Here is a 14068-nt window from a genome sequence, read left to right on the forward strand (position 1 = left end):
AAAAAGTCACGATGCAGTGACGATATGTCGCACTGCAATCAATCGCGGTGATTTTATGGCTAAACACCGGGCAAGTAAAATTCCTGTGGCGAAATTATTCGGCGGAATAAGCACATAGTGCACCTTTATGGGGCTGTAGCCCTTGCAGGGCGGGCATTAGCGGGCTTTTTATCAAATGTGTTTTGTTTAAGTGGTAACGAAGTTTTCTCATTCCAAATGATAATGAATATTGTTTGCGTGGGGTTTAAGCGAATGTTTCTCGTGTAGCAGGGTAAGTTGCCGTTACTTGGTTGAGTGTCGCTTAGTTATGGGTGCGCATCTTTTAACTGATTTGATCCGGGCGGACACCGCTCTGGATCAATGTTTTTTGCAAAATCCATTGTGGGAGGGGGCTTGCCCCCGATTGCCGGGTGTCAGTCAGCACATCGGTTGCTGGCCCACCGCTATCGGGGGCAAGCCCCCTCCCACATTTTGATCTGCGTTGTTCCAGCGGCATTTTTTACGCGCAAAAAAACGCCCCGAACCAGTCGGGGCGTGATGGCTGTGCGGCACTGCGGTTAGGTCTTCCCTGGGGCCACAGTGGCCGTGTACTCAGTCACTCAGTGGAACTGCTCTTCCTCGGTCGAACCGGTCAGCGCGGTCACGGACGAGGTGCCGCCCTGGATCACGGTGGTCATGTCGTCGAAGTAGCCGGTGCCCACTTCCTGCTGGTGCGCCACGAAGGTGTAGCCTTTGGCGGCGTCAGCGAATTCCTGCTCCTGCAGCTTCACGTAGGCGGTCATGTCGTTGCGGGCGTAGTCGTGCGCCAGGTTGAACATGCTGTGCCACATGTTGTGAATGCCGGCCAGGGTGATGAACTGGTGCTTGTAGCCCATGGCGGACAGTTCACGCTGGAACTTGGCGATGGTCGCGTCGTCCAGGTTCTTCTTCCAGTTGAAGGAAGGCGAGCAGTTGTAGGACAGCAGTTGGTCCGGGTATTCCTTCTTGATCGCTTCGGCGAAGCGACGCGCTTCGTCCAGGTCCGGCTTGGCGGTTTCGCACCAGATCAGGTCGGCGTACGGCGCGTAGGCCAGGCCACGGGCGATTGCCTGGTCGAGACCGGCGCGCACTTTATAGAAACCTTCCTGGGTGCGTTCGCCGGTGACGAATGGCTGGTCGTACGGGTCGCAGTCCGAAGTCAGCAGGTCAGCGGCGTTGGCATCGGTGCGCGCCAGGATGATGGTTGGCGTACCGGCAACGTCAGCGGCCAAACGGGCGGCGGTCAATTTCTGTACGGCTTCCTGGGTCGGAACCAGCACTTTGCCGCCCATGTGGCCGCATTTTTTCACCGAGGCCAGCTGGTCTTCGAAGTGCACGCCGGCGGCGCCCGCCTCGATCATGCTCTTCATCAGCTCGTAGGCGTTGAGTACGCCGCCGAAACCGGCTTCGGCGTCGGCCACGATAGGCGCGAAGTAGTCGATGTAGCCTTCGTCGCCCGGACCTTTACCGGCTTTCCACTGGATCTGGTCGGCACGACGGAACGAGTTGTTGATGCGCTTGACCACGGTCGGCACGGAGTCCACCGGGTACAGCGATTGGTCGGGGTACATGGATTCAGCGGAGTTGTTGTCCGCGGCCACTTGCCAGCCGGACAGGTAGATCGCCTGGATACCGGCTTTTACCTGCTGCACTGCCTGGCCGCCAGTGAGGGCGCCCATGCAGTTGACGAAATCTTTGTCGGGACGGAAGGACGGCTTGGCCCCCTGGGTGACCAGGTTCCACAGCTTCTCGGCGCCGAGTTTTGCAAAGGTGTGCTCAGGTTGGACCGAGCCACGCAGGCGGACGACGTCAGCAGCGGAATAAGCGCGGGTCACGCCTTTCCAGCGTGGGTTTTCAGCCCAGTCTTTTTCAAGGGCTGCAATTTGCTGTTCGCGTGTCAGTGCCATGTAGTTAAACCTCGTCGTCGCGTCTTGTAGGGTTCGAAGGCCCTTCCCAGGGCCCTTGATTAGCGGGAGCGAGGCCATCATGCACAGCCTTTTTGGGGGCGTCAAATGTTTTGTAGTGCTTTTTTTCAGGCACTACATATTTAGTCTAATACGACTCGCCAGTCAGTTTTTGGTGCTTCAGTTCAGCGTGTCGACCTTGACCCGCACCGTCACGTCATCGCGGCCCTGAGTAGCGTAGCTGCGGGTTGTAGAGGATTTATCGGCCTGGGTCTCACGGTTGACGCCGGCCAGGGAAATCCATTCGCCCAGGCGGCCGCTGACAGTTGTGTCGGTACTTTGTACGTTCACTACATCGGGACGTTCCTGGCTCATGCGGTCACGGTTGGTACTGATGGCCAGGTGAACGGTCTCGCCGGTGACGCTGGCGGTCACGTAGAAACCCTGGGTGACGTTGCGATACTGGGTCTGGTTCTGCAGGCGCCCGTAGCTGTCCTGCTGGGTGGTGGTCAGCGGTACGCTCTGGCCGACCTGGATCAGCGCCGGCACGCCTTCGCTGGCCTGGATCTGCTGGATGCCGCCGTCGCGGCTGGTGGTGCCGTAGCTGATGATACGGGTCTGGCTGTCGCCGTTGGTCTGCTGGTTGTTTTCATTGGTGTCGACGGTGATCAGCAGGCGCTTGGCCGGGGTGTCGAGTTGAGCGAGCAGGGTGCGCAGGCCTTCGATCTTTGTCGGCGCCGCGTTGACGATGAGCTGATTGCCATAGGCACTCACGGTGCCGTCCTTGCCGATAAAGTTCTGCGCCACGGGCAGCAGGTCGGCGCTGGTGCGGTTGCTCAGGTTGACCACTTCGGTGTCGGCCATGGCCGATGCGCTGGCAGCCAGGAGGAGGGCGGTGAGCAGGGTGCGTAGGGACATGTCCGTTATCTCTGCAATTCATTTGGCTTGGATAGTGCCAGTTTGTCGGCCCGGCGGGTCGCAAGTTGAATCGTAGACGGCAAAATGCCCTGGCAAGGCAGGGCATTTTGTGGTGTTGCTGAAATAGCTATCGGGGGCAAGCCCCCTCCCACATTTTGACCGAGTACATCTTCAAGTGTGGGAGGGGGCTTGCCCCCGATAGCCGCGACGCGGTCCCGGATCAGTCCCCGCGCACCATATCCACATGCGGAATCCCGACTTCAAGAAACTCATCACTGACAATCTTGAAGCCCAGCCGCTCGTAGAACGGCGCGGCATACACCTGTGCACTGAGGAATTGCCGGCTCTGGCCGCGCTTCTCGGCCACGCCGATCACCGCTTCCATCAACTTGTCGCCGACCTTCAGCCCGCGCCAGTCCTTGAGTACCGACACGCGGCCGATCTCGCCGCTGGGCAGCAGCCGCGCGGTGCCAATCGGGAAATCACCTTCGAACGCCAGGAAGTGCATCGCACCGGCGTCATCCGCGTCCCATTCCAGCTCGGGTGGAACCGATTGTTCAGCGATGAATACCGCTTCACGAATGCGCCGAATCTCGTCGATATCCTTTCGCCAGTCCGCGACACTTACGTGAATCCTATTCATCCGCAAACCCCAGGCTGCCTTGCTTGACCAGTTCGCACAGCAGGTCGCGGCCGTCTTCGTCGGCCAGCCAGGCGCCGAGGTTCTCGCTGTGCAGGGCGTCTGCCGAGCACACCAGTTTCAACAGTTCGCGCAGTTTGCCCGGCAGGTAACGGCTCTGGCCGCTGGCGAACAGCAACACGTCGTCGTCCACTTCCGACCAGGCCAGGCGCGCACTCGGGTTGCGCACCAGGATCGCGCCGTCTTGCAGGCTGCTGATGAAGTCGTCCTCGCCCAGCTCTTCGCCTGCCACCAGCTCCGGGTAGCGCGGTTCGGTCATGAACTGGCCGAACCAGGTCAGCAGCATGCGCTCGTCGCTCATGTGCTCGGCCAGCAGGCTCTTGAGGCGATCCAGCGCATCGCTCTGAATCTGATGCGGGTCGCTGACCGGCTGGGCGTCGGCATCGGTGTAGCGCTCTTCGTCGGTCAGGTATTGGCTGAGGAAGTCGGTGAAGTGGGTCAGCACCTCGGCGGCGCTCGGCGCACGGAAGCCTACCGAGTAGGTCATGCAGTCGTCTTCGGCAATGCCGAAATGCGCCAGGCGCGGCGGCAGGTAGAGCATGTCGCCCGGTTCGAGGACCCATTCGGCGCTTTCTTCGAATTCGGCGAGGATGCGCAGGTCGGCGTGCTGCAGCAGTGGGCTTTCAGAATTGCACATCTGGCCGATTTTCCAGTTGCGCTTGCCCTGGGCTTGCAGCAGGAACACATCGTAGTTATCGAAGTGCGGGCCGACACTGCCACCCGGCGCGGCGAAGCTGATCATCACATCATCGATGCGCCAGCTGGGCAGGAAGCGAAAGTGCTCGAGCAGCTCGGCGACTTCCGGCACGAACTGATCCACCGCCTGTACCAGCAGGGTCCATTCACGCTCGGGCAGGGTGCTGAAGGCGTCTTCGGCGAACGGGCCGCGACGCAGCTCCCACGGACGTTCGCCGTGTTCGATCACCAGGCGCGACTCGACTTCTTCTTCCAGGGCCAGGCCGGCCAGTTCGTCGGCGTCGATCGGGCTTTCGAAGTCGGGGATGGCCTGGCGGATCAGCAGCGGTTTCTTCTGCCAGTAGTCGCGCAGGAATTCCCGTGCCGTGATGCCGCCCAGTAGTTGAAGAGGGATATCAGGATTCATGTGTAACCTATTGAAAAAAAGCACTTTTAAGACAGGAATAAAAACGCCCGGCGCGGCCGGGCGTCTCAAAGGGTCGGGCGATGATCAGATGCGCTTGGCTTGCTCTACAGCGTTACCGATGTAGTTGGCCGGGGTGAGCAGTTTCAGCTCGGCCTTGGCGGCAGCTGGCATGTCCAGGCCGTCGATGAAAGTTTGCAGCGCATCGGAGGTGATGCCCTTGCCGCGCGTCAACTCTTTGAGCTTCTCGTAAGGGTTTTCGATGTTGTAGCGGCGCATCACGGTCTGGATCGGCTCCGCCAGGACTTCCCAGCAGGCATCCAGGTCAGCGGCGATTTTCTGCTCGTTGAGCTCCAGCTTGCTGATGCCCTTGAGGCTGGCTTCATACGCGATCACGCTGTGGGCAAAGCCCACGCCGAGATTGCGCAGTACGGTGGAGTCGGTCAGGTCGCGCTGCCAGCGCGAGATCGGCAACTTGCTGGCCAGGTGCTGGAACAGCGCGTTGGCGATACCCAAGTTGCCTTCGGAGTTTTCGAAGTCGATCGGGTTGACCTTGTGCGGCATGGTCGACGAACCGATTTCACCGGCAATGGTGCGCTGCTTGAAGTAGCCCAGGGAGATGTAGCCCCAGATATCGCGATCGAAGTCGATCAGGATAGTGTTGAAGCGTGCGATCGCGTCGAACAGCTCGGCGATGTAGTCGTGGGGTTCGATCTGCGTGGTGTAGGGGTTGAAGCCCAGGCCCAGCTCGTCTTCGATGAAGGCGCGGGCGTTGGCTTCCCAGTCGATCTCGGGGTAGGCCGACAGGTGTGCGTTGTAGTTGCCCACGGCGCCGTTGATCTTGCCCAGCAGCGGCACGGCGGCGACTTGCGCGATCTGGCGCTCCAGGCGGTACACCACGTTGGCCAGTTCCTTGCCCAAGGTGGTCGGCGATGCCGGCTGGCCGTGGGTGCGCGAGAGCATCGGCACGGCGGCGAAGCGGATCGCCAGTTCGCGGATCGCTTCGGCGGTCTGGCGCATCAGCGGCAGCATTACGTCATCACGGCCTTCGCGCAGCATCAGGGCGTGGGACAGGTTGTTGATGTCCTCGCTGGTGCAGGCAAAGTGGATGAACTCGCTGACCTGGGCCAGTTCCGGCAGCTTGGCCGCTTGCTCTTTGAGCAGGTACTCGATGGCCTTGACGTCGTGGTTGGTGGTGCGCTCGATCTCTTTCACACGCTCGGCGTGCTCCAGGGAGAAGTTTTCCGCCAGGGTATTCAAGGCAGCGTTGGCCTCGGCGGAAAACGCCGGCACTTCGCTGATGGCGGGGTGAGCGGCCAGCCGCTGGAGCCAGCGCACTTCAACCAGGACGCGAGCACGGATCAAACCGTATTCGCTGAAAATAGGGCGCAGGGCCTGGGTTTTGCCGGCGTAGCGGCCGTCAACAGGGGAAACCGCAGTGAGCGAAGAAAGCTGCATGGGGTGTTCTCGGACAGTCGGGCAACGAAATGGGGCGCGTATCATACATGAAAAAATTCGCCGGTCCGTCGCCAACTGACCGGCGTATTACGCGTAACAGCGTGAAAAGGTTTGCTGGTGCGACTTATTCGTTGCGCATCAACGGGTAAAGCTCTTTGAGCAATTTGCGTCGGCTGATCACCAACTGCCAACGATGACCGCCCAACTGGCGCCACAAACGTGCCGAACGAATCCCCGCCAGGAGCAGGGCGCGGATTTTCGAGGCGTTGTTCGGTTGCTGCAGGTTGCGCATGTCGCCGTGCACCTGGATGCGCTGGCGCAAGGTGCTCAAGGTGTCCTGGTACAGCGCGCCACAGGCTGCAATCACGTTTTCGTGGGCCGGCCCAAAATGTTCAACCTGGGATTGGATCTGCGGCAGGCGTTTGCCGATGGTTTCGAGCAGATCGTCACGCTTGGCCAACTGGCGCTCGAGGCCCAGCATCGACAGGGCGTAGCGCAAGGGTTCGCGCTGCAGGGTGCTGGGGTCGCGTTCCAGGGCGCCGATCAGGGCCCGGTAACCTTCACGCAAGGCCAGGTCGTCGCCGCCGTAGACTTCCAGGGTGTCCTTGGGGTCGCGGATCAACAGGCTGCCGAGCATGCAGGTCAGGCCTGCCTCGGTGACCTGGCCGGTCTTGGCGATCTTGTCCACCAGTACCGCAGCGAGAAATACACCGCCAAGGGCCGTCAATTGCTCCTGGGTCGGGCTCATGCCGGGTTGCTCCAGGCTTGCGCGACTTCGATGACGCCGCCGCCCAGGCAGATTTCGCCGTCATAGAACACCACGGATTGGCCTGGAGTGACCGCGCGTTGCGGGTCATCGAAGGTGGCGCGGTAACCCGTGGCGGTTTTTTCCAGGGTGCACGGCTGGTCGCTCTGGCGATAGCGTACTTTGGCGGTTAGCCGGCGCGGGGCGCTCAGGTCAATCGGGTTGACCCAATAGATGTCCGAAGCAAGCAGGGCGCCTGAGAACAGCAGCGGGTGTTCGTTGCCCTGGCCGACGATCAGCACGTTGTTTTCCAGGTCCTTGACCAGCACGTACCACGGCTCTTCACCGGCGTCTTTCAAACCGCCAATGCCCAGGCCCTGGCGCTGGCCGATGGTGTGGTACATCAGGCCGTGGTGACGGCCGATCACTTCACCGTCGGTGGTTTTGATTTCGCCCGGTTGTGCAGGCAGGTATTGCTTGAGGAAATCACTGAAGCGGCGCTCGCCGATAAAGCAGATGCCGGTGGAGTCCTTCTTCTTGGCGGTGGCCAGGCCGTGTTTTTCGGCGATCCTGCGCACTTCGGGCTTTTCCAGCTCACCGACCGGGAACATGGTCTTGGCGATCTGTTCACCGCCGACGGCGTGCAGGAAGTAGCTCTGGTCCTTGTTCGGGTCCAGGCCCTTGAGCAGTTCGGTACGGCCATCGATGTCGCGGCGGCGTACGTAGTGGCCAGTGGCGATCAGGTCGGCGCCCAGCATCATGGCGTAGTCGAGGAACGCCTTGAACTTGATCTCGCGGTTGCACAGGATGTCCGGGTTCGGCGTACGGCCGGCCTTGTATTCGGCCAGGAAGTGCTCGAACACGTTGTCCCAGTACTCGGCGGCGAAGTTGGCGGTGTGCAGCTTGATACCGATCTTGTCGCACACGGCCTGGGCGTCCGCCAGGTCGTCCATGGCGGTGCAATATTCCGTTCCATCGTCTTCTTCCCAGTTCTTCATGAACAGGCCTTCCACCTCATAACCCTGCTCCATGAGCAGAACGGCGGAAACGGAAGAATCCACGCCGCCGGACATGCCGACGATGACGCGCTTCTTTTGTGTGTCAGAAGGGGCTGGATCACGCATAGGGTTTCAACGGGTGTCTTGAAAAAGGACGCGATTCTAGCAGGCCTGGGCCCGCAAGGCTAAAGAGAAGGACGGATCAATTCCAGGCTGTGACGCTGGCCGGCCAGATAATCATCGATACAGCGGATGATCAGCTCGCTGCGCCAGTCGTCGCGCAGGCCCATCAGCTCGTCCCGGGTCAGCCAGCGCGCGCGCAGGATGCCTTCGTCGAGTTGATAGTCCGGGTGGTGTTTCAGGGCCTTGGCGATGAAACAGACCCGTTGATAGGTCACGCCGTTGCTCGGGGCGGTGTAGAGGTAGATGCCGACGATGCCGGTGGCTTCGACGTCCCAGCCGGTTTCTTCGAGGGTTTCACGCACGGCGGCTTCGGTCAGGGTTTCGTTCGGGTCCAGGTGGCCGGCGGGCTGATTGAGTACGGCACGGCCGCCCTTGAGTTCTTCGACCATCAGGAAGCGGCCGTTGTCTTCGACGAGGGTGGCGACGGTGATGTGGGGGAGCCAGGTCATGGGGTGCCTCTAGATTCAGGGAGGGGCGGTGCGTTCTTGGGTCAGGATTGTGCAGGCAATGTGGGAGCTTGCTCCTGATGATGGCCTCTGGGTCGACCAGGATGTTGTGTCGATCCCGGTCCAAATGTGGGAGGGGCGGTGCGACGATTCGACTTGCCCCCGATGGCGGCCTCTGGGCTGGTCGGGATGTTGGATTGGACCGGGTACATATCCGTTTCTGCGCTAAAGGCTGCTAATGGTTCCGCTTTTACAGCGGCTCACTTTTGAAAAGCGCAAAAGTAAGCAAAACGCTCTTGCCCCACCACTCGGCACCTCGCCTGCGTTCGGCCAGCGTGGTTTAACGGGGCTCCTGAGATCAAGATCAAATGCCAGATCAAGAGCGGCTCGCTTCGCATCGTGGTTACGTTTGAGCGCGGCAGCGTTGTTAAGTGTACACCGCCGTCTGTAGGAGCGAGCTTGCTCGCGAAAAACGTCAACGATAACGCGTGCTTTCTGAATGAGCGCGGTGCCTGTGAGTTTTTCGCGAGCAAGCTCGCTCCTAAAAAAAGCCCTGACTGACTGGTATTAGGGTAGGCCCACTGCCGCATTTGACCCGGTTTCTTCAGGTGAACAGTGGAAACAGAAACCCCGGCACTCGGCCGGGGTTTCTTTGCATCGTTACAACCTTACTTCAACTTGGCAATCGCCGCATTGAGGGTGTTGCTTGGACGCATGGCCTTGCTGGTCAGCTCGGGGTTCGGCGCGTAGTAGCCGCCGATGTCCACTGGCTTGCCCTGTACGGCGTTGAGCTCGGCAACGATGGTTGCTTCGTTCGCGGCCAGGGTCTGGGCCAGTTCGCCGAACTGCGCTTGCAGGGCAGTGTCTTCGGTCTGGGCGGCCAGGGCCTGGGCCCAGTACAGCGCCAGGTAGAAGTGGCTGCCGCGGTTGTCGATGTTGCCGACTTTGCGCGATGGCGACTTGTTGTTGTCGAGGAACTGGCCGGTGGCCTGGTCCAGGGTCTTGGACAGTACCAGGGCCTTGGGGTTGTTGTAGGTCACGCCCAGATGCTCGAGGGAGGCGGCCAGGGCCAGGAACTCGCCCAGGGAATCCCAGCGCAGGAAGTTTTCTTCCACCAACTGCTGCACGTGTTTCGGCGCCGAGCCGCCGGCGCCGGTTTCGAACAGGCCACCGCCGTTCATCAGCGGCACGATCGAAAGCATCTTGGCGCTGGTGCCCAGTTCCATGATCGGGAACAGGTCGGTCAGGTAGTCGCGCAGTACGTTACCGGTCACCGAGATGGTGTCCAGGCCCTTGCGGGTGCGCTCCAGGGTGAACTTCATCGCGTCGACCGGCGACATGATGCGGATGTCCAAGCCTTCAGTGTTGTGGTCTTTCAGGTAAGCCTGAACTTTCTCGACCACGACGCCATCGTGCGCGCGCTGTGGGTCCAGCCAGAAGATGGCCGGGGTGTTGCTGGCGCGGGCGCGGTTGACGGCCAGTTTGACCCAGTCCTGGATCGGCGCGTCTTTGGTCTGGCACATGCGGAAGATGTCGCCGGCTTCGACCGACTGTTCCATCAGCAGCTTGCCCTGGCTGTCGGTGACGCGGACGACGCCGTCAGCCTTGATCTGGAAGGTCTTGTCGTGGGAGCCGTACTCTTCGGCTTTCTTGGCCATCAGGCCAACGTTCGGCACGCTGCCCATGGTGGTTGGGTCGAAGGCGCCATTGGCCTTGCAGTCTTCGATGACGGCCTGGTAGATGGTGGCGTAGCAGCGATCCGGGATCACGGCCTTGGTGTCGTGCAACTGGCCGTCGGTGCCCCACATTTTGCCGGAGTCACGGATCATGGCAGGCATCGAGGCGTCGACGATGACGTCGCTCGGCACGTGCAGGTTGGTGATGCCTTTGTCGGAGTTGACCATCGCCAGCGATGGGCGAGCGGCGTAGACCGCCTGGATGTCCGCTTCGATCTGTGCTTGCTGGTCAGCCGGCAGCGCCTTGATACGGGCGTACAGGTCGCCGATGCCGTTGTTCAGGTTGAAGCCGATCTGCTCAAGCACGGTGGCGTGCTTGGCCAGGGCGTCCTTATAGAACTCGGCAACGATCTGGCCGAACATGATCGGGTCGGAGACCTTCATCATGGTGGCTTTCAAGTGAACCGACAGCAGCACGCCTTGCTTCTTGGCGTCTTCGATCTCGGCGGCGATGAATGCGCGCAGGGCTTTTTTGCTCAGCACGGCGGTGTCGATGATCTCGCCGGCCTGTACCGAGGTCTTTTCCTTCAGGACAGTGGCGGTGCCGTCTTGAGCGATCAGCTCGATTTTGACAGCGTCAGCGGCTTCGATCTGTACGGCTTTTTCGCTGCCGTAGAAGTCGCCATTGCTCATGTGGGCGATGTGCGACTTGGAGTCGGCAGCCCAGGCGCCCATTTTGTGCGGGTGCTTGCGTGCGTAGTTCTTGACCGACAGCGGTGCGCGGCGGTCGGAGTTGCCTTCGCGCAGTACCGGGTTCACGGCGCTGCCCTTGACCTTGTCGTAACGTGCACGGGTTTCTTTTTCCGCGTCGGTGGTTACGGTTTCCGGGTAGTCCGGCAGGGCGTAGCCCTGGGCCTGCAGTTCCTTGATCGCGGCTTGCAGCTGCGGGGTCGAGGCGCTGATGTTAGGCAGCTTGATGATGTTGGCTTCAGGCGTAACGGCCAGGTCGCCCAGTTCGGCGAGGTGGTCCGGGATGGCCTTGGCGCCCAGTTGCTCGGGGAAGCTTGCGAGGATGCGCGCGGCGAGGGAAATGTCGCGGGTTTCCACGGCAATATCAGCGGAAGCGGTGAAGGCCTCTACGATAGGCAGCAGTGAATAGGTGGCGAGGGCTGGGGCTTCGTCGGTGAAGGTGTAGATGATCTTCGAGCGGGTGGGCATATTCGGATTAACTCTCTTCTTTGCTGAAAGCGTGCGCAGAAACTCGAGATGCGCCGGGTGGAGCGCGTTCGTTCAAAGTCATCCATGAGCGAAATGTCGAGTGTTCTTCGCGGTGATGTTGGGTTGCATCAGTCGAGCGTCAAGCGTTTGGACTATTGTAATAGTCCTGCTTTCTGGCTGAAGGCTACTGTCTAGAGCGGTCAACCGTCGTGACTCTTTGGTCAGCGGCGGCATTATACATAGGTCGCTATGCTTACGCTGAGCCTTCATACAAAAGGTGGGTCGTCCATTGGTCTAAAGGTCGCAGGCGGGCCGGGTGCGGGCAACGTCGCACGTTGTGCTCAAGATTGGCGGTTTTCCCTTTGCTTTCAGGCTTGTAGGCGACAAGTTATGCTGTTTTCGACGCAAATGAGCATGGCGTGAGGTTTCAGTCGCCATTTATCTGGAGTAGGCTCGAACGCAGCCAGATGTTCAATCCATAGATGGAGTTCAGCATGGGATACAAGAAGATTCAGGTTCCGGCAGTCGGCGACAAAATCACCGTCAATGCAGACCATTCTCTCAATGTTCCTGACCAACCGATCATCCCGTATATCGAAGGAGACGGTATCGGCGTCGACATCAGCCCGGTGATGATCAAGGTGGTCGACGCTGCTGTTGAAAAGGCCTACGGCGGCAAGCGCAAGATCTCGTGGATGGAGGTATATGCCGGCGAGAAGGCCACTCAAGTCTACGACCAGGACACCTGGCTGCCCCAGGAAACCCTGGACGCGGTCAAGGATTACGTGGTGTCCATCAAGGGCCCGCTGACCACCCCGGTCGGCGGCGGCATTCGTTCGCTGAACGTGGCTTTGCGCCAGCAACTCGACCTGTATGTGTGCCTGCGCCCGGTGCGCTGGTTTGAAGGCGTGCCCAGCCCGGTCAAGAAGCCCGGGGATGTCGACATGACCATCTTCCGTGAGAACTCCGAGGATATTTACGCCGGCATCGAGTGGAAGGCCGGTTCGCCCGAGGCGATCAAGGTGATCAAGTTCCTCAAGGAGGAGATGGGGGTTACCAAGATCCGTTTCGACCAGGATTGCGGGATTGGCGTCAAGCCGGTGTCGAAAGAGGGCACCAAGCGCCTGGCACGCAAGGCCCTGCAATATGTGGTGGATAACGACCGCGACTCGCTGACCATCGTGCACAAAGGCAACATCATGAAGTTCACCGAAGGTGCCTTCAAGGAATGGGCCTACGAAGTGGCGGCCGAGGAGTTCGGCGCGACCCTGCTCGATGGCGGGCCGTGGATGCAGTTCAAGAACCCCAGGACCGGCAAGAATGTAGTGGTCAAGGATGCGATCGCCGATGCGATGCTCCAGCAGATCCTGCTGCGTCCGGCTGAATATGATGTGATCGCCACGCTCAACCTCAACGGCGACTACTTGTCCGACGCACTCGCGGCGGAAGTGGGCGGCATCGGTATCGCGCCGGGCGCCAACCTGTCAGACACCGTGGCCATGTTCGAGGCCACCCACGGTACTGCACCGAAGTACGCGGGCAAGGATCAGGTCAACCCGGGCTCATTGATTCTGTCGGCGGAAATGATGCTGCGACATATGGGCTGGGTCGAAGCGGCGGATCTGATTATAAAAGGCACCAATGGCGCTATTTCGGCCAAGACCGTGACGTATGACTTCGAGCGGCTGATGGAGGGGGCGACATTGGTGTCGTCGTCGGGCTTTGGTGATGCGTTGATTTCGCATATGTAAAGCCGCTGTATGAAAAGCCGGCCATCCGATGATTGGAGTGGCCGGTCTTTTCGCCCGACGCAGGATGCAGGATCAGGCTGTTTCTTCTTTCTGTGCGGTCATTGCCAAAGGCTCGTCGGTCGCTGGGGTCGTGGCAGGAGAAACTCTTTCGGCTTGTTTTCCTTTTCGGCCTTCAACAATTTTTTCGAACTGCACAAGCTGGCCCGCTTTCAGCGTTTTATACCCTTCCATTTCTATTTGTGAGTAATGCACGAAAATGTCTTCTTCGTAGCCTTCCACTCGAAGAAACCCAAACCCTTTGGCGTTGTTGAACCAATTGACCTTACCACTAGCCATTCCCTTATCCCTCTGCACCAGACTCCATCACTGGAGTATCATCCCGTCTATCCGTCCTAACCCGAATAAATAAGGTTGACTGCGCGGACCTTTTTTACCCACTGTGGGCTCTATTGGTTGTAACACCGATTTGCCGATAGTCAAGGCGACCAAAGGGTTGGAGTTGAAAATCTGACAGGTCGCCCCCACCACTGTATTTGAACCACTGACGAACCTTTCTTTCCATGCATGCAAATAGCCAGATTCGACTAACATTCAATCAGGATCGCCCGGATCAGGAACATGACGACGACGGTTCTGCAGGCATTGCTGTTCAGGAGGCCAAGCCTGCTTTACAGGCGCCGCCGATGTACAAGGTGGTTTTGTTCAATGATGACTACACACCGATGGATTTCGTGGTCGAAGTGCTCGAGGTGTTTTTTAACCTGAACCGCGAGTTGGCGACCAAGGTAATGCTGGCCGTTCACACAGAAGGACGGGCAGTATGTGGAGTGTTTACCCGCGACATCGCCGAGACAAAGGCCATGCAGGTCAACCAGTACGCCAGGGAAAGCCAGCATCCGCTACTCTGTGAAATCGAGAAGGACGGTTAACGCCGACCACTTGGGTATGAGGTGA

The 14068-nt window shown here is 59.7% G+C and carries 12 protein-coding genes; 2 read left to right on the plus strand and 10 right to left on the minus strand.

The window, feature by feature from the left end; all coding sequences use genetic code 11:
- Positions 1 to 599 precede the first annotated feature (599 nt).
- The 9 genes from aceA to BFP90_RS17285 all read right to left on the minus strand — a co-directional run bounded on the left by aceA (position 600) and on the right by BFP90_RS17285 (position 11363).
- The gene (aceA, locus tag BFP90_RS17245; protein WP_025858968.1) at positions 600 to 1925 is read right to left on the minus strand and encodes an isocitrate lyase; all 1326 of its coding nucleotides are present in this window, start codon (positions 1923 to 1925) and stop codon (positions 600 to 602) included.
- 177 nt (positions 1926 to 2102) lie between these two features.
- Positions 2103 to 2840 (minus strand): secretin N-terminal domain-containing protein, encoded by a 738-nt coding sequence (locus BFP90_RS17250; RefSeq protein WP_065897552.1) that lies wholly within the window; start codon positions 2838 to 2840, stop codon positions 2103 to 2105.
- Between the two features lie 220 nt (positions 2841 to 3060).
- Entirely contained in the window at positions 3061 to 3483 is a 423-nt protein-coding gene (locus tag BFP90_RS17255) for a GNAT family N-acetyltransferase (protein WP_065884955.1), read from the minus strand.
- Complete coding sequence (locus BFP90_RS17260) at positions 3476 to 4642, minus strand: ribosomal protein uL16 3-hydroxylase (protein WP_065884956.1); 1167 nt, start codon at positions 4640 to 4642, stop codon at positions 3476 to 3478. The genes BFP90_RS17255 and BFP90_RS17260 overlap by 8 nt, the downstream gene beginning before the upstream one ends.
- A gap of 84 nt (positions 4643 to 4726) precedes the next feature.
- The gene (purB, locus tag BFP90_RS17265; protein ID WP_065894939.1) at positions 4727 to 6097 is read right to left on the minus strand and encodes an adenylosuccinate lyase; all 1371 of its coding nucleotides are present in this window, start codon (positions 6095 to 6097) and stop codon (positions 4727 to 4729) included.
- 124 nt (positions 6098 to 6221) lie between these two features.
- Positions 6222 to 6845: a high frequency lysogenization protein HflD gene (gene hflD, locus BFP90_RS17270; protein ID WP_017137510.1), complete on the minus strand. Its 624-nt coding sequence runs from the start codon at positions 6843 to 6845 to the stop codon at positions 6222 to 6224.
- Positions 6842 to 7966: a tRNA 2-thiouridine(34) synthase MnmA gene (mnmA, locus tag BFP90_RS17275; protein ID WP_065897554.1), complete on the minus strand. Its 1125-nt coding sequence runs from the start codon at positions 7964 to 7966 to the stop codon at positions 6842 to 6844. The genes hflD and mnmA overlap by 4 nt, the downstream gene beginning before the upstream one ends.
- A 59-nt stretch (positions 7967 to 8025) precedes the next feature.
- Positions 8026 to 8472, minus strand: a complete 447-nt coding sequence (locus BFP90_RS17280) for an NUDIX hydrolase (RefSeq protein ID WP_065894941.1) — start codon at positions 8470 to 8472, stop codon at positions 8026 to 8028.
- Between the two features lie 665 nt (positions 8473 to 9137).
- A complete protein-coding gene (locus BFP90_RS17285; RefSeq protein ID WP_065894942.1) occupies positions 9138 to 11363 on the minus strand; it encodes an NADP-dependent isocitrate dehydrogenase in 2226 nt (741 codons plus the stop codon).
- 494 nt (positions 11364 to 11857) lie between these two features.
- Here BFP90_RS17285 and icd point away from each other — a divergent pair, with 494 nt between their 5' ends.
- Positions 11858 to 13114 carry an NADP-dependent isocitrate dehydrogenase gene (gene icd, locus BFP90_RS17290; protein WP_065885048.1) on the plus strand — a complete coding sequence of 419 codons (1257 nt, stop codon included), beginning with the start codon at positions 11858 to 11860 and terminating at the stop codon, positions 13112 to 13114.
- A gap of 72 nt (positions 13115 to 13186) precedes the next feature.
- Here icd and BFP90_RS17295 read toward each other — a convergent pair whose 3' ends face one another.
- Positions 13187 to 13450, minus strand: a complete 264-nt coding sequence (locus BFP90_RS17295) for a cold shock domain-containing protein (protein WP_065885049.1) — start codon at positions 13448 to 13450, stop codon at positions 13187 to 13189.
- 224 nt (positions 13451 to 13674) lie between these two features.
- On the opposite strand from BFP90_RS17295, the gene clpS reads away from it, so the two are divergent.
- The gene (gene clpS, locus BFP90_RS17300) at positions 13675 to 14043 is read left to right on the plus strand and encodes an ATP-dependent Clp protease adapter ClpS (protein ID WP_005789091.1); all 369 of its coding nucleotides are present in this window, start codon (positions 13675 to 13677) and stop codon (positions 14041 to 14043) included.
- Positions 14044 to 14068 lie beyond the last annotated feature (25 nt).

It is taken from the genome of Pseudomonas sp. 24 E 13, assembly GCF_900004715.1.
In the GTDB taxonomy this organism is placed as follows: domain Bacteria; phylum Pseudomonadota; class Gammaproteobacteria; order Pseudomonadales; family Pseudomonadaceae; genus Aquipseudomonas; species Aquipseudomonas orientalis_A.